The sequence below is a fragment of the Liquorilactobacillus uvarum DSM 19971 genome, from assembly GCF_001434935.1.
Taxonomy (GTDB): Bacteria; Bacillota; Bacilli; order Lactobacillales; family Lactobacillaceae; genus Liquorilactobacillus; species Liquorilactobacillus uvarum.
Genome location: NZ_AZEG01000008.1, coordinates 58,857 through 82,632, shown reverse-complemented (window position 1 = coordinate 82,632; position 23,776 = coordinate 58,857). Strand labels below are relative to the sequence as shown.

Genomic DNA, 23,776 nt, shown 5'->3' with positions numbered 1-23,776 from the left:
TTCTAGACTCCCTTAATATAATTTGCACCTAAACTTTTTGGCTGTGCAAGTGCTGATTTAGCAATCAGTTCGGCGCATATGCATAGATTGGTGATAGTTAGGTTCTCAGATGATATTTTTTCAGGACTTAGCTCTTTATAATTAAACTTGTCAAGCCATTTTAAAAAAATATTTAAGTTATTTTTTGAACGAACAACACCAATTTGTTTCCAAGTCTTTTCCAACAACTCATCTTTTGAAGGTAAAACAGGCTCAATGTTGGATTTATATGTAAGATCATCATATTGCACGAAGTTTTTATTGTTGTTTGATGGTGCTTGCATAATTGATTGGGCTGCTTTATCTGCGCTAACCAGACAGTCTAGCAAAGAATTACTTGCAAGTCTGTTAGCACCATGAACTCCATTGCAGGCAACTTCTCCAATCGCATACAATCGTCTAATTGAGGTTTGTGCTTCAAGATTTGTTTTAATTCCTCCCATAAAAAAATGAGCTCCAGGTTGAATTGGAATCTTTTTTGTTGTTTCAAAATCGATTTGGTGATTTATTAAATTGCGGGTGACACCTGGAAATTTCTGTTTAAAAGACTGGATATGTGAAATATCAAGAAAAAGTTTGTGCCCCTTTTGTTGCCAAGCTTTAAGTTTTCTTGTTACAACGTCACGTGGAGCAAGGTCTTTTTGCGGAGTATTTTGCATTATTTTATTGCCGTTTTCGTCAATCAAAATAGCTCCGGCACCTCGGATTGCTTCTGTTATCAATCCGTAGCATTTACCCTTTTTCGTTAGCAATGTTGGATGAAACTGAACATATGCCATGTCTTTTAGTTCAACGTTGTTTCTAAAAGCAAGTGCTATTCCATCGCCTGTTATGGTCTGATCATTGGTGGTCAAGGGGTATAGATGTCCCAAACCGCCTGAAGCTAAAACAGTAAAATCAGCGTATTTGACCGTGACTTTCCCATTTTTATTCTTAGTTACAACACCTTTACACTCACCTTTTTCTATAACAAGATCTAAAACAGTTGTGTTTTCCTCCCACTTGATATCATTTCTGATTATACTTTGAACAAATTTTGTTAGCTCATGCCCTGTTTGGTCACCTTGCGCATGTAAAATTCTATGAAAACTGTGTGCACCTTCCAGACCAAACGCCAGCTGACCGTCACTCGATCTGTCAAAATTCATTCCTTGAGAAATTAAATTGTCAATCAGTTTTGGACCAAGATTAACAAGTTGTTTGACAGCTTGCTTGTCATTATGATAATTTCCAGCTTTTAGCGTATCTTTTTCATGCTCTTGAGGAGAATCTCCCTTATCAAGTGCAGCAGCAACCCCACCTTGAGCAAGCATTGAGTTACTATCTAAACGTGTTTTTTTCGTAATAATTGTTATATCGTAATCAGAAGGAAAAAGTGTTGCAATATAACTCCCAGCCAAACCAGCACCGACAATAATAACTTTTTTCATTTTGCATAAACCCTCTCAGTTTTTAAGTTAAAGCAATTATGAATTAAAAAAAGCAGGGTGTCAAGACACCCTGCTGATGTAAAAAATTATTTTTAATTTAAAGATAAAGTATATGAATACTAAATTATAGTTTAGCAATTAATCAACCAGCACGAAAAAGCGGATTTTTCTATAATCAACAAAGCTTCGTGTTTTACTTAAGATAGCCTGTTCAGCACTATTTTTGTTACAAACACCTCATACATAAACTCAACAGTCGAAGCCTTTTGTAGAATATAAAAATTGCTGAAATCAAAGGCAATTGATTTATAATCGAATCTGAGTTTTTTACGAAAAGAGTCTCTAACAAAATTATTTTTTGTCGCAAAACTCATTTTGTTCGTGTTATTTGTCCTCAAGTAGTAAGAACCAACAATCAAAATTGTTCATTATTTATAGTTCTCAACTTTTTTATGATAAATTTAAGATTAAATTCAGTACAAAAACTTCTTTAGCTGTTATACTGTGCGTGTATAACATACGAACTGCATTATTACTCACTAGTGACGGAAGACTAGTGAGTTTTTTTATTTTTTTTAATAAACAACCAAATTACAAATTGAATAATTGCAATTATTGCAAAAAAACAAATCAAAATAATTGATGTTAATATTCGAATCATTGGTGTTTGGATAACACCTGTTGCATCAACCTTTCGCAGTAAGATAAATGTTTCAGCAGTTAAAAAAATGATTATCCAGAATATGTTCAGGTAATGCCATATTTTAAAACTCATACACGCCCTCCTTTATGCATTAAATATTTGATTTTTAATGATCTAGAGAACTTTAAAATAAAGAAAAATTGACTGAACAGCATGGCTGAAGAAAGCAAACAGACAACGCGCAAACTAAAACTTATTGAAAAAACATTAATAAGACCTACACTGCAGCTAAAACAAAAACTCAGAAAAAGACTTGCAAGCCTGATGCTTCTTAATACTTTTTTCTTTTCCAAAATTAATATGCATAAAACTATCCTAATCAAAATATCTATTAAGACAATAGTATTAGTTGACATAGCTACAATCAACCGTCCCGTTAAAAGAATAATCAGCGCAACAGTTATTAATAACGTAGAGTCCTCAGATCTTGGCTGCTTGGAATGAAGTTGTTTTCTGCCTAAAAGTTCATCTGTTGAAATTTCGTAAAATCAACAAGTTTTGCTAATTTTTCAATATCTGGTAAATTCCGACCTGTTTCCCCAAACTAGAAATAGTTTTTCTAGATACGTGGAGTTTTTCTGCTACACTTTGTTGCGTTAATAGCCGTTGCTTACGAATCATTTTTAAATTCAAACTAAAGTTATCATTAACCATATTAAGAATCTCCATTCAGCATATTTTAATTTTGAGATTTTGTCGAGCTATCTTCTCTAGCATTACCTTGATACCAGGCCTGATACTTCTTTTTATAGCTAAACTTAGCTTTGCTTTTTCATGAGCGTCTCGCGATTGAGCGTAGAAGCCTGATTATTGAAACACCTTAATTCATATAATACAAGAATAAAAAAAGGAACTTGATCAAAATAATTTTGACCTAGTCCCTTGCTCAAGTGTCGATTTTGGATTGTTAAAAAAATAATCAGTAAAAGTAGCTAACCTTTTTTACATTTACAATTTTTTAAATGAATTTATTTTTCCACAGAAACCTCTGCTTTAAAAAAAGTTTCATACAAAGCGGTAATAGCGCGACTTTCATCAGCTGCAGCAATTCCAAATAACATACTGATCTCCGAAGAGCCTTGGTCAATCATTTTGAGGTTGATTCCAGTTTGAGCTAAAGCTGCCATGGCTTTAGCTGCTGTGCCGACAGTTGAAATCATACCCTCACCGACAATCATCAAAAGTGCAAGTTCTTTTTCTTGATAGACTTTATCAGCATTAAGTTTTTCTTGCAACTCTTGCAGTAATGCTTTTTCATCTGCTGCACTCTTGAACTGATCAGACCGTAAAATCAGCGTAATTTCATCTATGCCAGTGGGAATATGCTCAACGCTTAAATTGTGTTCAGCCATAATGTTCAATGCTCTTGCTCCAAAGCCTACTTCTTCATTCATCAAATACTTTGCAATAGAAATAGACATAAAGCCTCGTGAACTTGCGATTCCAGTAATGTGATAATCATTTTCAGAACGCGTTTTACTTATCAAAGTTCCAGGAAGTTCAGGCTTATTGGTATTTTTGACTCTAATAGGAATATCCGCCATGATTGCTGGTCGTAAAGCCTCATGATGCAACACCGAAAAACCAGCATATGAAAGCTCGCGCATCTCTTGGTACGTTAAATGATTGATTTTTTTCGGTTGACCAACAATTTGTGGATTAGCCGCAAAAATAGCGTCAACATCGGTAAAGTTTTCATACAGGTCTGCTTTCAGTCCCTTGGCAAGGATTGCCCCCGTAATATCAGAACCTCCGCGTGAGAAAGTAACACGCTGTTTGTCTTTCGAAATTCCAAAAAAGCCTGGAAATACGATGCGCTCTTGAGTCTGACTAAGCTGTTCTAAGTTAGCATAAGTTTCAGGCAAAACACGTGTATGCCCATTTTGAGCACAAACATAAAGCCCTGCCTCTTCTGGACTGACATATTTAGCTGGTAGTCCATTTTCATTAAAGTATGCAGCCACTAACTGCGCATTGTTATCTTCCCCGCTAGCCTTGAAAGCATTTAAAAGCTGTTCATACGAAGAATAAGAAGCAGTAATCATTTTCTTAAGATTTTTTTCCAATTGGTCTTTGATTTTTTGGTCAAGATCTAATTCCTTGATGATTGACATATAGCGCTCTTTGATAGCCGACAAGGTTTCTTCAATGTCTTGACCTGTCTGGACTTGCTTAGCCAAAGTGATTAGATTATCTGTTATTTTGGTATCAGAAGAAAAACGCTTGCCTGGTGCAGAAACTACTACAACTTTCCGATCTGAATCTGATTTTATAATATCAAAAACTTTTCTAATTTGTTTAGCATTGGCAAGTGAACTTCCACCGAATTTTGTTATTTTCAAGAATCACACATCCTAATAGTCTTTTATTTATTATGTTGATTAGAATATCAAAAGAATTGTTATAAAACAAGGAGTAATCTTTAATAAAACTTTTTTTAGCTTTCAGAATCGAAAATATCCGCTTAATAAGCGTTGTAGTAAACCAAAAATTTTATTCATAATTGAGAGTGAAAGTCTATTCTATTAATTAACTTTCACGAAAAAATTTTTTTAAACGCGTTCTACCCTTTTGCCCATTCTGAACGCAGAATATCCAAAATTAGAATATCAAATCTTTTGCCATCGCGCAAAACAGCTTCTCGTCTTCTGCCACCTAATTTGAAACCTAATTTTTCGTAAAGCATATGTGCAGCATGATTATATTCAACTACTTCTAAGTCAAGACGATCCAAGTTGAGTTCGTTAAACGCGTATTTCATCATTAATTTTAAAGCATCCGTGCCATACCCAAGATGCCTATCACTTTCGCAACCGACACCAATTGCGAGCGTCCCACTTCGATTGTTCCATTCGATATTATAGATTGAGACAAAACCAACTGGCGAATCATTCTCAAGCGGACATATCATAAGCTCAATTATATCATCATCCGCATCATACATAGATTTGATTTCGTCATTATTTTTTGGCAGTGCTATAGCAGTATCCACGTTTCTAAGAAAATAAGTATCCTCGTACCAATTTTCAATTATTTCAAAATCCTCTTCGCGTACTGCTCTAAGCTTAACTAACGAACCTTCAAACATTTTAAAATCCATTTTTTCTCCTTTTGAAATTGTGCTGTTTCATTTCTGGAAAAATTAATTTTTGTAAGCAATTTGATTCTATAGTTTTACATAAATGAGCCAAGCATACAAAAGGGTTATCGGACTTATGTAGTAAAGAAGCATGATCAATTATCAATCTTTGAAGCGGTTAGTTAGTTTTTTTTCACTAAAATCTAGTATTTCGCTCGGTTCGATATCATATTTTGAACATATGATCAAAGTTTGATCAATGACATCAGCTAATTCTTCTTTTAAATTCTCAAACGCTTCTTTTTGTGTTTTCTTCTTTTCTCCTGGGTGATCTCGTCCAATTTCATAAGTTCTGATAGCTCGGGCCAGTTCACCGATTTCTTCGCACAAAAAGTTCATCCTAATTTCCGGTGAGAACTTGTACCAGTCTCTTTTTTTGTAAAATGCAATTAACCACTTTTGATGGCTTTTTAACCCCATAAAAAATCCCCTCCGTATAATATGACTACTCATCAATTATACAATACGATTGCACTGAATAAAAACTTGCTTAAAGATAAAGCAACCCACTGCTTATTGTACGCTAAAAGTCTTTATTTTGATATTTTTGGTAAAATAAGTCATCTTTTTACAAAATTTAGAACTGTATTTTGAGTTGTGGATATTTTTCAACCCAATTCTTACGCTGAATCCGTTTTTTGAAAATGTTTATGTGTTGTTGGTCGCCACTAAACGCAGGTACTGGACGACAAATGCAATTAACTAAGTCATCCACTCCGTAAGGTATGATCAATTTAAGTATTCCATTTGTATCAATGTAAGCGCCGATACATGTTGATGTTTCAGCAAAATGTGCAATAGCATCTTCTATAGACTTGAAAGGTTGTTGATTTTTGAAATCATAATTATGCATGTAAACTTCATTCTTAAGTTGCCAATTATATTCAGGATACTTTTTTAAAAGTTGTTGTTCCACTAAGAAATCATACTCTTGCGGTTTTGAAGGATCAAAGTAAACAAGATCAACATCACTTTGGAAGAACACAGGTTGATTGCTTAAGGTTTGCCAAATACTATTACGAATACTTCCTGCAGCTAATACACCTTGTTTCAGATTGAGTCTCTTTATAATTTTTAGGATGTGTACTATGTCTTTATTCCCCAAAATAATTTTTTCACAATTATTTCATTCTGCAATGAGCACATTAAGATACTAACTTCCTTTCAAAAAATTTTTTCTTAAAGTATACCTTACTTTGTTTAATTTGCAATTTTTCAAAAATAATTTTCTCATATTCGTTTCGGATGATTTTAAAAGTTATTATTGAGCTTAATTAAAAAAATCCCTATCTGAATTGAAAGAAACGGGAAAATATAATTGACAAAGGCAGACTTTTAAAATAGACTTTCAATAAGGTGTCACGCGTGTTACTTTATATTTTAGGAGGTTCATATGGCTAGAAAAGCAAATGAAAAGTTACGGGAAGTTAAAAGATATGAAATATTAAAAAATGCACGTCAAATTTTATTGAAAAAGGGTTTTGCCAACACAACTATGAAAGATATCGCAAGTGCAATCAACCTCAGTCGCAGTGGACTATACCTTTATTTTTCTTCGACTGAAGAAATCATGCAAGCTATAATTACCGAACGTGAACACAAAAGATTTGACGTTGTTAGAGAAGATATACTGAGCAACAGATCTTTTGAAGAAGTTTTAGATAAATACCTGAGTCTGCAAAAAGAACGGTTGCTTAATATATCCAAGTCACTGTTGATGTCTGGTTATGAATATTATTCTGAAAATTCAGTTGAGGCTACGAACTTTTTATCCAAAAATTTAGACGAGATGCGCAGAACAATCTTAGGTGTCCTTAATTTGGGAGTTGTACAGCGTCAAATTGAAGAGAACCAATTGGCGACAATTGGCGATCATTTTATTTTGACTATTGAAGGTTTGAGTGTTTTTTGCTACCTCCACCAAGCATCAGAAAAATATATTGATGAACAACTTGATTTATTAAAAAAATTAATAAATTACAAATAAAAAATAGAGAAACTAGAAAGAACTCTAATTTTTGATCTATTTTTTGTCGATGTATTTTTTTTATAATTTCGATAACCTTAGAGTTTGTGTTTAAAATACGATAAAGAAGGTATTGTAAAATGTTAGATAATAGAAAAAAAATAAGGCGTATCACCATTTCTGGTATTGTTATGGCCATTATAATTGTTCAAAGTCTTTTCCCAATGCTGGGGTATGTTCCAATTGGATTAATCAATTTGACAACTATTCATATCACTGTCATCATTGTCGGAATTTTATTTGGATCTTTTGAGGGCACTGTAGCTGGAACGACTTGGGGCGTGTTTTCATTTATTAATGCATGGACAAGACCGACAAGTCTCGTTCAAACGCTTGTTTTTACGAATCCTTTGGTTTCGATTGTTCCTCGAATCATTGTTGGACTACTAGCAGCGGTCATCTTTAAAAGGCTTTCTCATTTTAGTTTAGTTGTTCGCTCAGTTATAACAGCTTTAATATGCTCAATGCTCAATACACTTTTAGTGCTGGGGACCATTTATATAGGTTTCCGCACGCCCGCTGTTGCACATGCATACGGGTTGAAAGATGCTGATTTGCTTGGAAAATTGCTATTAGGTGTTGTTGGAACAAATGGTATTCCAGAAGCGATTCTTGCGGGAATAGTTGTTCCAATTATTGTTAAATCTCTTTCGGTAATTTTGAAAAAAAATAATCTCGGTTAAAAATATTTTTGTGTCAGCAGGTCCAGTATAGTTTTCGACAAGTTGATTAATATGGTCAAAGTATTGTAGACTATTTGCACTATGCAATTTACTCGAAAATAATTGGTCAAAAAAACAACTCAAAAGCTTTATAATTAGGCTGTTTGCATATAGAAAAATGCAGTTAATCATCGTACTTTATTGATGATTAACTGCATTTTTTGTATTTCCAGCCAAAAAAGCTGTTATGTTATCAAGGCATATCTTTAGTAATCGCTGACGAGTTTCAACTGGGGCCCAAGCAATATGCGGGGTAATAAAACAATTTGGAGCAGAAAGCAACGGATTGTCCGTCTGAATTGGTTCGGATGAAACTACATCTACTCCAACAGCAGATATTTTGCCGCTATTTAAGGCAGCAGCAACTTCTTTTTCATTCAAAAGCCCTCCGCGTGCTGTATTGAGTAAAATAACTCCATCTTTCATTTTTGAAATTTTTTTCTGATCAATGAAACCGCTTGTTGACCTGGTTTGCGGAATATGCAAACTGATAACATCTGCTTGCATCAGCAAATTATCCAATGTTACCTGTTTTACCCAATCTATATCCACTTTTTTTGGTCTATGATTATAAAAAATAACTTTCATCCCCATTGCGTGAGCGATTTGTGCTGTTGCTTGTGCAATTCTTCCGAAACCAATCAAGCCAAAGGTTTTTCCGGCTAATTCGATTAACGGTGTTTTCCAAAAAGTAAAGTCAGGACTTCTTTGCCACTCATTTTCATGAACAGCTCTATTATGCAATCCAACTTGATTTGTGATTTCCAACAGTAATGCAAAAGTAGCCTGTGCAACGGCTTCGGTTCCATACGCTGGAATATTGGTAACCGTGACTCCATTTTCGTTTGCAGCTTCAACATCAATTACATTGTATCCAGTTGCTAACACACCAATATACTTGAGACTAGGCGCTTTTTCAATAATTTGACGGCTAATTGGAGTTTTATTTGTAAATATTATTTCCGCATTGCCAATTCTTTCTAGAATTTCAGACTCATCTGTATAAGATGTTCGAGCATATACCTTTAAATCCCCTAATTTTTCAAATTCTTTCCAGCTTAAATCGCCAGGGTTTAAAGCATAACCATCTAAAACTACTAATTTCATTTAATAATCATTCCTTTCAAAATTGTGCCGGCATGAAGTATCAGTGGATTTCGGATTTAAGCATTTTAGAAACATTTGCAGAAACAAAAGGCTTAACTTTTGCATAATTTAATTCTAAATCAGAATAGACTTGGATGCCCTCAGTTTTTAAAACATGTGCGGTTATGCCGCTTCCATGCAATAACTGTCCGTTAAAAAGACCAGTGTAAACATTGTTTACGCCGCAAGACGGACTGTTCTCCTTTAGAAAAGCTACTTGAACATTATTTCTTCGTACAATTTCCAAGACCATTTGCGCACCTGCAATATATTTAGCAGTCACATCATTTCCATTGCATTCTTTAACATATGCTTTTCCATTCAGGACATCCCCTGCACTACCTCCGACAATTTCTGCGGATGGTCTTGGAGTAGAAAAACCAGTCATTATTTCTGGACAAACAGTGATTGCCTGACCATGCGTAACAAGCCATCTCACTGTCATATTTTGTGCATCTGTTCCATTGTAGCGTACTTTAAAACCCGCTAGACAAGAGCTTACCAGAATCACTTTTTATCGACCTCACTTGCTAATTATGCCAATATTCATTATCAATCATTTTTTTATTAATGGTAGTATACCACACCAAATAAAACAACTGTTATTCGAATAATACTTAACCATGTTTAGATTTATCAATAATCTATTTAAAAAAACAAATTAAACTGAAGTAATCAGGAAAATTGGCTTTTAGTGTTAATCCCTAATAAATTTCGAAAATTGTTTATTGTTTAAAAATAATTATTTTTAATTTCCCTATTGACAAGCAGTTTTGAATTATCTATACTGCAATAAATTAGCAAATGATTATAAATCGTTGAGAGGAAGAGTAGATTTACTCATTTTTTTTAGAGAACCTGTGTTGGTGGGATCAGGTAAAAATGACTGATTGAAAGTAATCCTTGAGTTATCACTGCGACAGTATTGAGATTGAAGTGGTGATTGGGCTTGCCCATTACAGCAAATGCGCATGAATACGTGCGTAAGAGATGCAATTTCAATATTTGAGTTGCGAATTAAGGTGGTACCGCGTTTGTAAACGTCCTTTAGGTTATTAATAACCTAGAGGGCGTTTTTTTGCCTATAATCATAATCTAATTTATTTAAGAAAGGATGGAAATCTTATGCAATCAACAAGAATCATTCCAGTTGCTGCTGATGCAATTCTACTTCACCAACTAGAAAGAACAACAAATACTTCTGTGTTCGTTAGCGCGCGCCTGTTAGCACGTCAATTTACTGATCAAGACAATGAGGGGCTTCTATGTTTGTCAGAATACGCAAATTTTTTGCGTAATCTTAGGCTAACTACTTCAGCAGAACTTCTAGCTGATGGACAATCAGGCTTTGGAAACGCCTTGAACACATACTATACGGCATGCGAATTAGCTCGATCTGGAGCCGATCGGCTAGTATTAAATGATCAGTCTTTCCCTGCTCATAGTCTTACTCCACAACAGCCAGTTTCTTTACTGAATTTTGCGGGTAAGTTAAAAGCAGCTCAGGACGGTTTAAAGGGAAAGTCCGCGAAGTTAGTCGTGAAACTTGATGGAATTCAGTATTACGGTATTTCTGGAATTAAGGAAAGAATAAAGATCGCTAAAAAACTCGGTATTGCGAGTATTATAATTGGCCATCTAAATAATGAGTTATTTTTAGAACTTGAAAACAAGGTTTCACTTACGAATATTGGCTTAGCCCAAGACAACGAGCTTATTTCAAGAGCCGAGCTTGAACAAGCAGTCCCAGCGTTTATCATTCCAATCGCTGATTCAATTAAATATCAAGAAAAAATGACAGCTGAACTAATTTCACGACTGGAGGAAAAACAATATGAAAAACTTTGATCATTTAAGAAGATATTTTGATAAAGCTGTCCATACGGATAATCACATTACAGATATGATTGTTGCACCGGACAGCCTTTCAGCTAGAATAGCAGAAAGACTTGGTTTTAAGGCTATTTTCGCAGCCGGGTACGCTACAAGTGCCAGTAATTTGGCAATGCCAGATCGTGGAATTGCAGACTTCTCTATTATGCTCAATAAATGCCGTGAAATCATAAACGCTGTTGATATTCCTGTTTTTGCGGATGCCGATACGGGTTATGGGGATTTAGATAATATTCGTCGAACTGTCCACAATTATGAAGCAATTGGAGCCGCTGGAATTTTTTTAGAAGATCAAAAATGGCCTAAACGTTGCGGCCATATGTCTGGAAAGAGTGTTGAAGCCCCGCATGTTCTAGCCGAAAAGATCAAAACAGCTGTTTCCGAGAGAAAAAACAATAATTTTTTAATCATGTCAAGAACTGATGCACGTGCAGTAAATGGATTAGATGATGCTATTAAACGCAGTCGACAATACTTAGCGGCTGGAGCTGATTTAGTTTTCATTGAAGCTCCGCAAAATATTGAGGAATTAAAAGAAATCGCTGCTGCTTTTCCGAATACACCACTGATGGCAAATATGATTGAGGGTGGTGCAACACCTATGCTGACCTCCAAAGAATTATGCAGTTTAGGTTTTAGTATAGTAGTGCATCCAACTGCTTTAACTTATGCACATACATTTGCGACTGAGCAGTTGCTTTCTAATTTGAAAGAAACTGGCACAACAGCTGGACAAGAAGACAAAATGATTACTTTTGATCGTTTCAACAATTTTATTGGTCTTGACGAAATTAATCAACGAGAACAACAATACGCTCCAGAAGAAATGAAAAAAATGCTACAGGATCTAAATATCAAGAAGGAGTCGTGCTAATGGAAAATAAGGAATATATCTTACAAAACAGACTTAATACTTCGAAAGAATCAACCTTATTCTATAAAGTTTTTGGATTGGTTGTTGCTGGAATGATGATTGATGCAAGTGATGTTTATATGTCCAGCGCAGTAAATGCTGATATAATTGCTCAGCATTTTGCAACTTTAAATCAAGGCTCAATCTTTTTGTCTGCAGGTTTTCTCGGTTTGTTTATCGGGTCAATTGCCGCAGGATTTATCGGTGATTTATGGGGACGAAAAAAAGCTTATCAGTTGAATCTTCTCCTGTTTGGAATTTTTACCTTTATTGGGGCTTTTTCACCAAGTATCTATTTTCTAATTTTTTTCCGTTTTATTGCTGCTTGTGGATTAGGTGCTGAAATTGTGACTGGGTACTCATTAATTAATGAGTTTGCTCCTGTGAAAACACGTGGACGCTGGTCTGGAGCAACCGCAGTTATTGCTAATTTGGGCGCACCTTTGGCTCTTCTTTTAGCAACTTATTTTATACCTCGTTATTCTTGGCGTTCAATGTTTCTTTTTATCGGGACAGCCGCACTTATTTTATGGGTTATTCGGCGACATTTTCCTGAATCTCCACGTTGGCTGATTTCCAAAGGAAAATATGCCGAAGCTGAAAAAATAATTTCTGCATTAGAACTTAATGGATCATATTCTGATACAAGCGACCATAGTGCACATCAGATGCAACAGTCCAAAAATCCTAATCTGAAACGTGGATTGTTTATCGCAACAGTTGCGGTATCGGCAGTTATGATTTCACAATATACATTCACTTCTTGGGCCCCTACTTTATTAATTGAAAAAGGAATAAATATTGTGCATTCGCTGGGATACTCTATGATCATGATGACCGGTGCTCCAGTCGGAGCCTTAATTGGTGCACTGCTTGTAGATTGGATAGGCCGAAAGAAAACTATTATTCCAACGTTTGTTATCTCAGCTATTTTGGGACTGATATATACACAACAAACCAATCCAACAACGATAATTGCAATAGGCTTTTTGCTGACAATGACTTTTTATATTTTAATGGCCTCCGTAGTTGGAGTTTATGTTTCAGAACTGTTTGTTACTGATTTTCGTTTTCGAGGTGCTGGGACAGCTAATGGAATTGCAAAATTATTAACCGTTTTAACCCCTTATTTTGCAACATGGGCGATTCAAGAATTCTCAGCTGATTTAATTTTTTATTTGATCGCAACAATTATGCTGATCGCAGCAATAGTAGTCCTACTTTTTGGTCCAGAAACAAAGCAGCAAGAAATTCGATAATACTCTAATACCAATAAGAAAGGCAAAACTGAATGTACGCAGTTTTGCTTTTTTCTATTGTCCATAATAGTCGTTTAAACTCTTTGCTGTTAGTGTATTGTTGTTCTTCATTAATTGCTGAACATATCCTTGAAAAAGCACCTTACCACCTGCTTGACCAGCAAATGGCCCCATATCGATAATCCAATCTGCCTGCCCCATTATGTGAAGATTATGTTCCAATATTATAATAGTACAACCGGCAGCAATCATTGTTTTAAACAAATTGACTAAGTTTTGAATATCCGCTTCGTGCAAGCCACTTGTAGGTTCATCCAGAACTATGATATTGGTATGCAAGTTAATTAGTAATTGTGCAATTTTTAAACGTTGAAGCTCCCCACCTGAAAATGTATCAAGCGTCTGCCCTAACTTTATATAGTCTAAGCTGACTTTCATTAAACTATCTAAAACTTTGTGTAGTTTCCCAGTATTAAATAATTTAGCAGCATCTTTGACTGACATTTTTAAAAACTGAGCTATATTGATTCCCTTCCAAAACTGCTTCAAAACTTCTTGATTATAACGCTGCCCTTGGCAAGCTTCGCACACATATTTTGTTTTTCCCATGTATGCTAAGTCAATTTCAACGTATCCTTTACCTTTGCAAATCTCGCATGCTCCTTTGCCATTGAAACTGAAAAATGATACTGGCTTGTGTGTGTGTCTGGCAAATTTTTCTCTAATATCATCAAATATTCCTAAATAGGTTAAAATATTTGATCTATTGCTCGTATGAATGTTTCGTTGACTCAGAACAATTGTTTGCGGATATTTTTCGACAAATAAGTCCCTTATGAGTGTGCTTTTCCCTGAGCCTGCTACTCCAGTAACCACTGTCAATGCTTTTTTTGGCACTTTAATAGATGCATTATGTATATTGTGCAAGGATACATTCTGCAACATATAAAATTCTGTAAAATAGCGCTGTTCAGTACATAATATTGGCTTTTTTGACAATTCTCTTCCTGTTGCAGTTTTTGATTCTATCAACCCTGTGAGAGAACCGTGATAGGTAAGATAACCGCCTTCAGTTCCAGCTTTTTCACCTAAATTAAAAACTTGATCAGCTATTTTTATTATATCTGGATCATGGTCGATAATTAAAACAGTATTGCCCTTATGACAAAGATTTTTGAAAATTCGGTTAATTCCCACTAAGTCATGAGGATGAAGACCAACACTTGGCTCATCAAAAATGTAGAGAATATTTGTCAGTGAACTTGTCAAATAATTAGCCAGCCTGACACGCTGAGCTTCCCCACCAGATAAACTAAGTGTTGAACGATTAAGCATTAGATAATCAAGTCCAACCGATGAAAGACTACGTAATTTTTCTTTTAAGTCACCAACAACAACCATGACTTGCTGCTGGTCAATTGTCTGAAGCCAGTCATATAATTCAGCAAGTGTCATTTGAGAACAATCAGCAATAGAAGTTCCCTTTATTTTAGCCGACTCAACTTTTTTATTGACCCTTGTTCCATGACATTCAGAACACACTGCAGTTTCGGTGATCTTTGCAATCTCTGTTGCGTATTTTTTTGTCTCTTTAGTTAGGAAGGTTTCTCTTATTCTGAGTAACAAACCTATATACTTTGCTGTTTTATGCCACTTTTGGGTTGGTGTTGTTGGAGTCTGAGGCTGACCATACAGAAATAGATCCAACTTTTCCTTTTCCCATTTTTTAAGCGGGAGATTATTATCAAAATAACCTGATTCTGTATATCTTGTTAAGCGCCACTCACCTGGACGAAATGTTGGAAAATGGATTGCACCGTCGTTCAAGCTGGAATCCCAGTCAATAAGACGCTCAATAACTATCTTTCTTTTTTTCCCTAAACCTTGACATGCGGGACACATTCCTGCCGGATTATTAAACGAATAATTCATTGAGTAACCTATAAATGGCTGCGCTAATCTTGAAAAAAGAAGTCTTAGTCCAGTATAAATATCAGTGTAGGTTCCGACCGTTGATCTTGAATTACCAGTCATTGGTTTCTGGTCAACGACTATTGAAAAAGGAAGATTTTTAATATTTTCGATTATTGGTTCGGGATATTGTGGGAGCATTTGCTGAACATAGCTAGAGTAAGTTTTATTAACCATTCGTTGTGATTCAGCTGCAATCGTTGAAAAAACTAAAGAAGACTTGCCCGAACCGGATACACCAGTAAAAAGATTTATTTTATATTTGGGGATCTTTAAGTTAATATGTTTCAAGTTATTTGTTGCTGCACCGTATAACTCAATAAATTCTTGATCATCTGCCATTAGTCAGCCGCTCCTTTCCCAACGCATCAGCTAATTTTTCGGCAATTTTGATAAATTCTGCCTGTTCTTCTTGTGATAACACATTAATTGCAATAGTGGTCAGCTTTCGATGCCCGGCATCAATGTTTATTAAAAATTTTCGCCCTTTATCAGATATACAAGTAACTAGTTCTCTATGATCAGTTCTGCTTGGTATCTGTTCAATATAGCTGTTTTTTCTAAGTTCAAAAAGATTTTTCGATAGTTTTGAACGAGAAATGCCCAAGTACTTACTCAACTCTGATGGAAGCATTTTCTTTTTTGCTAATGCCGCTAAGATATCATATTGTATCCATTTTATTTCCAGAGGGTTGACAACGTTTCTTTCAGCAACAAATTCACATTGAAGGTTCGTCAAAGCTTTTTTTATTCGTTCATTCAAATTTAAAATTCTCCTTTAATATGATTTCTAATTAAAAATAATTTCTTTTTAGAAATTATATACTTTTTATTTGTTTTAAGCAATAAAAAAGAAATCGAATCGCATTAGCCTATGCGACCCAATTCCATTTTTGCCAATATTTTTATATGTGCACATTTTGCTTGATTTTTCTAAAACTCTACTATTCAAAAAGAGATTCTTTAATAATAATTTTTCGTTGTTCAAAATCGACTTTTGTTTCTAGACCATATGGCACAATGGTCCTCGGATAGGCATGTCCAAAGTTAACGTTAAAAATAATAGGAGTTTCCGTATCTTCAGTCACTGAGGTTATTATTGTCTTGTATTCATCATAGTAGATTTCATTCTGTGGTTTACCAATGAGTATAGCTTTAACCGCTTCAAAAACACCACGTTTTTTTAAAACGGTAAGCATTTTTTGATACAGTGTCGGGGAAGGCTTTTCTTCACTTGTCTCCAGAAAAAGAATTTTTCCTTTCCATTCTTCACTTGACGGAAAAAGTTCGTATTTTTCAGCAAGAGATTTTTCATGAGGATAGCGCTCATTTCCCAAAATATCATAAAAGCTATCAAGGCATCCACCCAAAAGTTTCCCTGTTACGCTCCCACTGCCGCGCAGCACCTCATATCCTCTTTTTTCCAAATGCTTGATTCGTTTCGTCCCAAGTGCTTTCTTAGAAAAGTCTTCTCGCTCTTCATACCAGCAATCACTAGAATTGATTTCTAGGTAATCTATTCTTTTAAAATAATTCAAAAAGAACCCTCTAGTGTAGTTCAACATACTACTATCTAATTCAGCAAGGTCATTGATGAAATTCGGACCATAAAATGTATTCATCCCTAATTTATAGAACATAAGATGATTGATGGTTGTGTCTGAAAAACCAGTAAATAGTTTCGGATCATTTTCAACTGCTCTTCTAAATTCTTCATCTTCCAATAAGTAAGGTATAAGACGGTAAGTATCATCTCCGCCTATTGCACAAATTATCCCTTTGATTGATTTATCAATAAAAGCATCCTTTAAATCTTCAGCCCGAAGTTCAGGGTGCTTTTTAAGATAATCAATTCCCTTTAACGCGTTAGGCATAAAAACAGGTTTTAACCCCATCTCTAGTAATCTGTTTTTACCTTGTTTTAACTCATGGCTGTAAAATGGCTCTCCTAAAACACCAGAAGATAGACTAACAATTGCAACTTTATCACCAATATTCAATGCTTGCGGTTTTCTCATAACACTCAATTCCCTTTTATATGCTATATAGTTTGTTTGCTATAGATAGAGACGCTAAACTATTCCTTAACAAGCGATATATTTTCAACATTATTTGAAAAAGAACAACTTACATTCAATTTATAGTTATATATTACTTGAACTTTGAAGATGTTGCCATGAGTGATCCCAAAGGAAAAAGCTCTTGTATTTTTAGAAAAATTTATATGAATGTACGCCTTAATGGAATTGAAATAGAATCCCAATTTTACCTTCTGCGAAGGCATGAGAAACTTCAATTACATATGTGTAGCTCAGGTTTGAAGCGGTACATTTAAGCTTTTTCTAATTCGAATAGTCATAAATAACAATGTTCAAGGCAATACTTGGCAAAGTAATGCTAGTGCAGCTTCAATTTTAAGAATCAAAGTTTTTTAATTGAAAATATTTAAGCTTACTCAAACTCAATAAATCAAACTTTATTATAGTGCTCCACAATAACATGTTTTGTTTTTATATTAGTGTAAGTTCTGAATGTGCTTGTAGTTATTAGTTTACAACCTAAGTAAAACAGGAAATATAAGGTCATATAAACTTTTTTAGGTACTGTTTATTGAAATGAACTACACAAATTAAATTTCTTTGTTCATGTAATTAGCAACTTGTTCAACATCTTTGTCGCCACGACCAGAGATATTGATGATTACAATTTGATTTTTATCCATCTTTGGAACTAACTTGATTGCTTCAGCAATTGCATGTGAGCTTTCTAAGGCGGGAATTATTCCTTCGGTTTTGGAAAGAAGACCAAAAGCTTCAACTGCTTCCTTATCGGTTATAGGAACATATTCGGCACGATGAGTATCCTTTAAAAAAGAATGTTCTGGACCGACTCCAGGATAATCAAGCCCAGCTGAAATCGAGTATGCCGGCAAAACCCTTCCCTCTTCGTCTTGTAAAACATAAGTTTTCATTCCATCAGAAATTCCAACAGTCCCGTTAGTCATTGTCGCTGCATTTTCAGGATTATCCACGCCCTTTCCTGCGGCTTCAGCACCAATCAAGCGAACATTTTTGTCGTCAATGAATTCGGCAAATGCTCCAATTGCATTTGAGCCTCCTCCAACACATGCGATAACAGCATCTGGTAAGCGATCCTCTTTTTCAAGTATCTGGCTGCGAGCTTCTCGACTGATGACACTTTGAAAGTCCTTAACGATCGTCGGATATGGATGTGGTCCGACCGCTGAACCAAGAACATAAAAAGTATCATCAAGATGCTCCGCAAAGTATCCTAACGCTGCGTCAACTGCATTTTTCAAAGTCGCTGTACCTGCAGTAACAGAATTAACAGTTGCTCCCATCAATTCCATCCTAAAAACATTTAATCTTTGACGTTCAACATCTTCAGCACCCATGAAAATTTCACATTCCATTCCAAATTTTGCAGCTGCAGCCGCAGTTGCGACTCCGTGCTGACCAGCACCTGTTTCCGCTACAACTTTTTTCTTTCCCATTCTTTTAGCCAACAGGATTTGTCCCAGGACATTATTCAATTTATGTGCACCAAGATGATTCAAATCTTCACGCTTTAAATATATCTTTGCCCCACCAAGATAATTCGTCAAACCCTCCGCGTAATATAATGGTGTTGCTCGACCAGAATAGTCCTTGAGATAATAAGTTAGCTCATCTCGAAATGTTTGATCATCTTTATATTTATTATAGGTTTCTTCTAATTCGTTTAATGCAACCTTAACTTTATCCGGTACATATTGTCCGCCAAATTCTCCAAAATAACCTTTTTTATTTGTATTTTCCATTAGTTTGATCCCCTTTATATTTTTTGAAAGAGAGTCTGTCTGAAAAAATTATAGATAAAAGCCGCATAGTATTCAACTATGCGGCTCTGAAGATAGCGTTATATCCAGAATTATCATACCAGCATAGACTCTCTTTAATACTGAAAATTAAAGTAAGTCTACACTACATCGCAAACTTACTTTCTAACTACGCCAGTTTTGCCAAGTATTTAGAATAAAGTTCATGGTATGATTCTTCCCTTCGTTTTAAAAGTTACCAATATTATCATATAAAAAAAGATCTGCGTCAAGTAGAAATTAAACATCGATAGCATTAACCCTCTGCGGTTTAAAAATTTTATGCGACAAATTTAATCTTGATATGTATCTAACATGTTATTTTTTAGAACCTTAATCAGATTATACGGTGATGTCGCAACGCCTGTATAACCCAATAAATAATAGCTATCGTAATGCCTATTACAATAATCCAAGCTAATGGATTATGTTCAAGTGGCAATTTAACATTCATTCCATAAAAACCTGTAATTATGGTTGGAATTGCAAGAACAACTGACCAGATTGTTAAAATTTTCATAATGTCATTCAGATTATTGCTTAAAATTGTGTCAAAAGTATTAATTAATTGAGTTACGATTTCTGATTCAGTTTCGACTAACTGCTCCACCTGATGTGTTTCAATTTTTGCATCGACTAATGACTCAATCTGATCTTCAAGAAAATTTAATCCGAAATGTTTTTCAGATAACTCTTCAAGCAGTTGTTGATTATTTCGAGTAGCGCTTGAAAAGTAAATTAAGCTTTTTCTAAGACTAGCAAGTGCTATTAGGTTTTTATTATCAGTACGTGTACTTAAAAGATCATTTAGCTCTTTACGCTGATGTCTAATTTCATGCATCGGCAAGAGATACATATCACTTAATTTCTTTAATATTTCAAGTACACTTGTTTCAATATTAGAAGTATCTGTATTAAGAAGTTCAGTATTAAAGATTCTTTTAACTGTCTCATCATTAAAATGGTTAAAAGTAATAATCTGATCATCGATTAAAAGAATTACAATCGGTACTGTCAAAAAGCCTTGTTGACTTCTATATGGTATATGGTAAATAAATAACTGCGATTGAGTTTCTTTATCGTAATCATAGTTAGTCGGTTCATCAATATCCGTAACGTATTCAAGAAGTTCCTTCGATAAATTATATTTCTCTCGTAACTTCATGATGTCTTCGGGAAGCGGACTCTCGACACTTAACCAAATTTTGAAAGATCCTATGTTTATCTTTTGAGATTGGATCATAACTATTACCTCCGCTGCTTCTAATCTAAATAATATCCGATATGTTTAACTTAATCCTTAATTTATTGTAACGATTAGTTTATACAAGTCAAATGTTGCGAAAATTTAATACTGCTGTGTCTTTGTTTGTAAAAGCAATAAAAAAAGGTTGTGACAAGCATCTAGTTTTGTCACAACCCTTTCCCACTTAAACTGTAATTTACTCTTAGTGTTTAAAAATTTTCAAGCTCTGCAATGTTCTGCTTGAACAAAACAATACCTGATCTTAAATTATTTTGGTGAAATTTCAGCAAATGTTGTAATTTTCTTCCCAACAATTCCATATTCCTTAGCTTCATCAACAGACATCCAGAAATTACGGTCTGTATCTGCTTCAACTTTTTCAAGTGGTTGACCTGTTGCTTCAGAAATTAACTGATTAATTCTTTCACGTGTACGAATAAGTTCTTGTGCCTCAATCTGAATTTCTGTAGATTGACCCTGAACCCCGCCTGCTGGTTGATGAATCATGTAACGTGTGTTAGGCAAGCTATATCTATTTTCTTTATCTGCACCCAAGAATATTGTAATTCCTGCACTTGCAACCCAACCAGTTCCGATAACACGCACCGTTGGTTTGATAAACTTAATCATATCGTGAATTGTATCCCCGGATTCCACATGCCCACCAGGACTATTGACAAGAATTGTAATCGGGTCATCTGATAAAGCAGCAAGAAGTAGCAGCTGGGATGTAATATCTTTAGCTAATTCTTCGTTCACTTCGCCGTATACCAAAACAATTCGCTGATCAAGCATTTTTTTACGATACACATCTGATATATCGTTAGCATTTTTCTTTTTTTCATCATTTTGATCCATAAACTGTGTCATAAAAAAATCCCTCACTTTCTTTGACCATTGAAGTATACCACAGTTTACAGAATGATTAAAGAATCATAACTCCTGTGTTTTAACGCATGAACTATCCTAGCCCAGATTGTTAAACGTCAACTTTAATTTGAATGATTTGCTTTTGATCTAGAACTATTTTATTTTTGGGTGAGTTAAACACAACATATATTTTTTATTAGTATACTCTCTAAGTAATAATCGCACACATCTTGAAAAGACATGACTATACTGTTTCTCTTTTTTTAATGAAGAATTTCCAAATGAGGTATGCACAACCCCACATGGCAATAAAGGCAAAAACCAATATATAACCCAGATAATTGAAATCAATATTTTGAACCCAGCTTTTAACGTTTGTCATACTTGTTACGACTTGGAGCAATTCAATTCCGCCGATAACAAATGCTGCAATGACCGAGACAGTAGTCACTGTCAGGTTATAGTAGACTTTGCGGACTGGTGTATCAAACGCCCAATTATAGGCTCCAGACATCATGACAGAATCAGTAGTATCCATTAGATTCATCCCGGCTGCAAAAAGTATAGGCAACGCAATGATACCTAACCCTGAGATGCTTGACTGTGCAGCACTGGCAGATAAAGCAATCAAAGCTATTTCAGTTGCTGTGTCAAACCCTAGTCCAAATAAGAAGCCTATTGGATACATCTGCCAACTATGATCAATACATTTAAAAAGAGGAGCCAACAAGCGTGCAAGAAAACCACGCGATAATAAAAGCTCATTTAGTTTGTTTTCATCGAATTTTCCTTGTTTCATTTTTTCAAGTGATTTGTACATGCTGATCAAGATCAAAAGATTAAATAACGCAATAACAATTAAAAAACTGCCTGAAACAAGTGAACCAATACGTCCGCCAACTGCTTCTAAGAAAGGTAATTTAACTTTTGCCCATTTAACTGAGATGCTGACAACAATTGCCATTAAAAAAACAACTGTTGAATGACCTAAAGAAAAGTAAAACCCGACGCCGTAAGTTTTTTTATTCTGCTGAACTAATTTGCGTACTGTATTATCGATTGCTGCTATATGATCTGCATCAAAGGCGTGTCGTAACCCAAGCGAGTAAGCTAAAAAGCTCATTCCCCAAAAGCTAGGAGAGTGGAATCCCGCGATGAGCAATAAAACAATTCCGATGACATGCAGCCCTGCACTAGCTGAATAGTATGGAATAGAACCGCGCAATACTTTATTTTTCATAAATCAATAAACCCCCATCAATTTCTTAATGTAAGTGTACAAAGTGTCGATCAAACTGACGTTGCCAAAAATGCAAAACGCAAGATGTTATCATTTGTTAACATACTTTGTTTTTTATGAAAATATAAATGCAGAACTTGCAATTCTATACAGATATGCACTAAACTGCTAAGACTTCAGACAATACAAAAAACTCTCTCTAAATTTAGTTTTAATGGGTAACCGAAAACTATTAAATAAAGAGAGAGTTTTTTGTACTGAAGAGTTTTTTCGCCACACAAGTAATTTGTGGTTTATCTACAGACAAATAAAAGAACAAAAATAAACTACATTAATTTCATCCTTAATTTAAAAGTAATTTTTTAACCACTAGGTCACAAACGGCTATTTATTGATCCATTCAATATATTTATCTTGCAAAAGTGCGGTAATTTTACCTATCTTTCCATTATTGATTGGTTTCCCGTCTACACTAACAATCGGGACTACTTCCCAGATGGAGTTTGAAACAAAACATTCATCGACTTTCTCTAATTTAGAAACTGGAACAGCTTCTTCTTTAACTGTTAATCCTTCACTGCGCGCAATTTCAAGCAACCGGAGTTTTGTTATACCTGGCAAAACCAGGTTGCCATCTTGATGGGTATATAAAGAACCATCTATAACGAACCAGACATTCGACGCAGATGCTTCAGTAAAATATCCGTCTCGTACAAGAAGCGCATCATCATAACCATTTTGCAGAGCTTCATCAAGTGACAAAACATTCCCTAACAGACTTAAAGATTTGATATTACAATGCAACCAACGTTTATCTTCGACTAGACATGCCGTTTCACCATTTTTCTGTTTATCAACTGGTCGTTCATATGGAATTACATTTCCAGTAAGAACGGGCTTAACTTCTTCAAAGGATGGTATTCTGTGATTCCGAGGAGCTAATGTTCCCCTTGAAACTTGAAAATAAATTTCGCCACCATCAATGTTCTCAGCAGCAATCAGTTTTTCTAAGTTGTGCTTTAATTCAGATTTAGTAAAGGGAAGTTTTAAGCGAATTTCATCTGCACAGCGCTTCAATCGTGCAAAATGTTCATCAAACATAAACATTTTTCCACCATAGACTCTTAACGCCTCATATAAACCGTCTCCAAATTGGTATCCCCGATCTTCAATGTCAATTTTTACCTCAGACCGTTCAACAACTTGATCATTCCATAACACATGCATATTGTTCACTTTCCTCTCCAACCTATTAAATAAAACTATATTTTTTAGACTTCTTTTAGGTGATAAATGATAAAA

Annotated in this window: 23 protein-coding genes and 1 other annotated feature; of the genes, 6 read left to right on the top strand and 17 right to left on the bottom strand. The window is 34.9% G+C overall.

From position 1 onward, the window contains the following. Positions 1–2: 2 nt before the first annotated feature. The gene (gene nadB / locus FD20_RS05670) at positions 3–1,469 is read right to left on the bottom strand and encodes an L-aspartate oxidase (RefSeq protein WP_057736592.1); all 1,467 of its coding nucleotides are present in this window, start codon (positions 1,467–1,469) and stop codon (positions 3–5) included. A gap of 553 nt (positions 1,470–2,022) precedes the next feature. Next, positions 2,023–2,244, bottom strand: coding sequence for a DUF3923 family protein (locus tag FD20_RS05665; protein ID WP_057736591.1), 222 nt, complete (start codon positions 2,242–2,244; stop codon positions 2,023–2,025). An 81-nt stretch (positions 2,245–2,325) separates the two neighbouring features. Here FD20_RS05665 and FD20_RS13545 point away from each other — a divergent pair, with 81 nt between their 5' ends. Continuing rightward, positions 2,326–2,616 (top strand): hypothetical protein, encoded by a 291-nt coding sequence (locus FD20_RS13545; RefSeq protein ID WP_057736590.1) that lies wholly within the window; start codon positions 2,326–2,328, stop codon positions 2,614–2,616. Between the two features lie 57 nt (positions 2,617–2,673). On the opposite strand, the gene FD20_RS12945 is transcribed toward FD20_RS13545, so the two are convergent. The 5 genes from FD20_RS12945 to FD20_RS05640 form a co-directional block, all read right to left on the bottom strand. Continuing rightward, positions 2,674–2,826, bottom strand: a complete 153-nt coding sequence (locus tag FD20_RS12945) for a helix-turn-helix domain-containing protein (RefSeq protein WP_157060857.1) — start codon at positions 2,824–2,826, stop codon at positions 2,674–2,676. A 314-nt stretch (positions 2,827–3,140) separates the two neighbouring features. After that, positions 3,141–4,514 (bottom strand): aspartate kinase, encoded by a 1,374-nt coding sequence (locus FD20_RS05655; RefSeq protein WP_057736589.1) that lies wholly within the window; start codon positions 4,512–4,514, stop codon positions 3,141–3,143. A 221-nt stretch (positions 4,515–4,735) separates the two neighbouring features. Then, positions 4,736–5,272, bottom strand: coding sequence for a GNAT family N-acetyltransferase (locus FD20_RS05650; protein ID WP_057736588.1), 537 nt, complete (start codon positions 5,270–5,272; stop codon positions 4,736–4,738). Between the two features lie 141 nt (positions 5,273–5,413). Next, positions 5,414–5,731 carry a MazG nucleotide pyrophosphohydrolase domain-containing protein gene (locus FD20_RS05645; RefSeq protein WP_057736587.1) on the bottom strand — a complete coding sequence of 106 codons (318 nt, stop codon included), beginning with the start codon at positions 5,729–5,731 and terminating at the stop codon, positions 5,414–5,416. 157 nt (positions 5,732–5,888) lie between these two features. Next, positions 5,889–6,416: a nucleotidyltransferase family protein gene (locus FD20_RS05640; protein ID WP_235807719.1), complete on the bottom strand. Its 528-nt coding sequence runs from the start codon at positions 6,414–6,416 to the stop codon at positions 5,889–5,891. 288 nt (positions 6,417–6,704) lie between these two features. Between FD20_RS05640 and FD20_RS05635 the strand changes: the two genes are divergently transcribed. Beyond that, positions 6,705–7,298, top strand: coding sequence for a TetR/AcrR family transcriptional regulator (locus FD20_RS05635; RefSeq protein ID WP_057736585.1), 594 nt, complete (start codon positions 6,705–6,707; stop codon positions 7,296–7,298). A gap of 119 nt (positions 7,299–7,417) precedes the next feature. Beyond that, entirely contained in the window at positions 7,418–8,020 is a 603-nt protein-coding gene (locus FD20_RS05630) for an ECF transporter S component (RefSeq protein WP_057736584.1), read from the top strand. 177 nt (positions 8,021–8,197) lie between these two features. Here FD20_RS05630 and FD20_RS05625 read toward each other — a convergent pair whose 3' ends face one another. Together FD20_RS05625 and FD20_RS05620 are read right to left on the bottom strand one after the other, a co-directional pair. Beyond that, the gene (locus tag FD20_RS05625; RefSeq protein ID WP_057736583.1) at positions 8,198–9,166 is read right to left on the bottom strand and encodes a D-2-hydroxyacid dehydrogenase; all 969 of its coding nucleotides are present in this window, start codon (positions 9,164–9,166) and stop codon (positions 8,198–8,200) included. Between the two features lie 40 nt (positions 9,167–9,206). Next, a complete protein-coding gene (locus FD20_RS05620; protein ID WP_057736582.1) occupies positions 9,207–9,716 on the bottom strand; it encodes a 2-thiouracil desulfurase family protein in 510 nt (169 codons plus the stop codon). Positions 9,717–10,014: 298 nt separating this feature from the next. Then, positions 10,015–10,256 (top strand) — a binding site (T-box leader). Positions 10,257–10,330: 74 nt separating this feature from the next. Here FD20_RS05620 and FD20_RS05615 point away from each other — a divergent pair. The 3 genes from FD20_RS05615 to FD20_RS05605 are packed head-to-tail and all read left to right on the top strand — an operon-like array spanning position 10,331 to position 13,270. Then, entirely contained in the window at positions 10,331–11,053 is a 723-nt protein-coding gene (locus FD20_RS05615; RefSeq protein ID WP_057736581.1) for a hypothetical protein, read from the top strand. Next, positions 11,040–11,972: an isocitrate lyase/PEP mutase family protein gene (locus FD20_RS05610; protein WP_057736580.1), complete on the top strand. Its 933-nt coding sequence runs from the start codon at positions 11,040–11,042 to the stop codon at positions 11,970–11,972. Before FD20_RS05615 ends, FD20_RS05610 begins: the two co-directional genes overlap by 14 nt. Next, positions 11,972–13,270, top strand: a complete 1,299-nt coding sequence (locus FD20_RS05605) for an MFS transporter (protein ID WP_057736579.1) — start codon at positions 11,972–11,974, stop codon at positions 13,268–13,270. Before FD20_RS05610 ends, FD20_RS05605 begins: the two co-directional genes overlap by 1 nt. A gap of 54 nt (positions 13,271–13,324) precedes the next feature. On the opposite strand, the gene FD20_RS05600 is transcribed toward FD20_RS05605, so the two are convergent. The 8 genes from FD20_RS05600 to dat all read right to left on the bottom strand — a co-directional run bounded on the left by FD20_RS05600 (position 13,325) and on the right by dat (position 23,701). After that, a complete protein-coding gene (locus FD20_RS05600; RefSeq protein WP_057736578.1) occupies positions 13,325–15,583 on the bottom strand; it encodes an ATP-binding cassette domain-containing protein in 2,259 nt (752 codons plus the stop codon). After that, the gene (locus tag FD20_RS05595) at positions 15,573–16,004 is read right to left on the bottom strand and encodes a MarR family winged helix-turn-helix transcriptional regulator (RefSeq protein WP_083489050.1); all 432 of its coding nucleotides are present in this window, start codon (positions 16,002–16,004) and stop codon (positions 15,573–15,575) included. The genes FD20_RS05600 and FD20_RS05595 overlap by 11 nt, the downstream gene beginning before the upstream one ends. Before the next feature lie 181 nt (positions 16,005–16,185). Beyond that, a complete protein-coding gene (locus FD20_RS05590) occupies positions 16,186–17,259 on the bottom strand; it encodes a S66 family peptidase (RefSeq protein WP_057736576.1) in 1,074 nt (357 codons plus the stop codon). A 611-nt stretch (positions 17,260–17,870) separates the two neighbouring features. Beyond that, positions 17,871–19,061 (bottom strand): tryptophan synthase subunit beta, encoded by a 1,191-nt coding sequence (trpB, locus tag FD20_RS05585; protein ID WP_057736575.1) that lies wholly within the window; start codon positions 19,059–19,061, stop codon positions 17,871–17,873. 394 nt (positions 19,062–19,455) lie between these two features. Continuing rightward, a complete protein-coding gene (locus FD20_RS05580) occupies positions 19,456–20,361 on the bottom strand; it encodes a magnesium transporter CorA family protein (RefSeq protein ID WP_057736574.1) in 906 nt (301 codons plus the stop codon). Between the two features lie 270 nt (positions 20,362–20,631). Further along, the gene (locus FD20_RS05575; RefSeq protein ID WP_057736573.1) at positions 20,632–21,234 is read right to left on the bottom strand and encodes an ATP-dependent Clp protease proteolytic subunit; all 603 of its coding nucleotides are present in this window, start codon (positions 21,232–21,234) and stop codon (positions 20,632–20,634) included. Between the two features lie 244 nt (positions 21,235–21,478). Next, a complete protein-coding gene (locus tag FD20_RS05570) occupies positions 21,479–22,474 on the bottom strand; it encodes a HoxN/HupN/NixA family nickel/cobalt transporter (protein WP_057736572.1) in 996 nt (331 codons plus the stop codon). Between the two features lie 384 nt (positions 22,475–22,858). Then, positions 22,859–23,701 carry a D-amino-acid transaminase gene (dat, locus tag FD20_RS05565; RefSeq protein WP_057736571.1) on the bottom strand — a complete coding sequence of 281 codons (843 nt, stop codon included), beginning with the start codon at positions 23,699–23,701 and terminating at the stop codon, positions 22,859–22,861. Between the last annotated feature and the right edge of the window lie 75 nt (positions 23,702–23,776).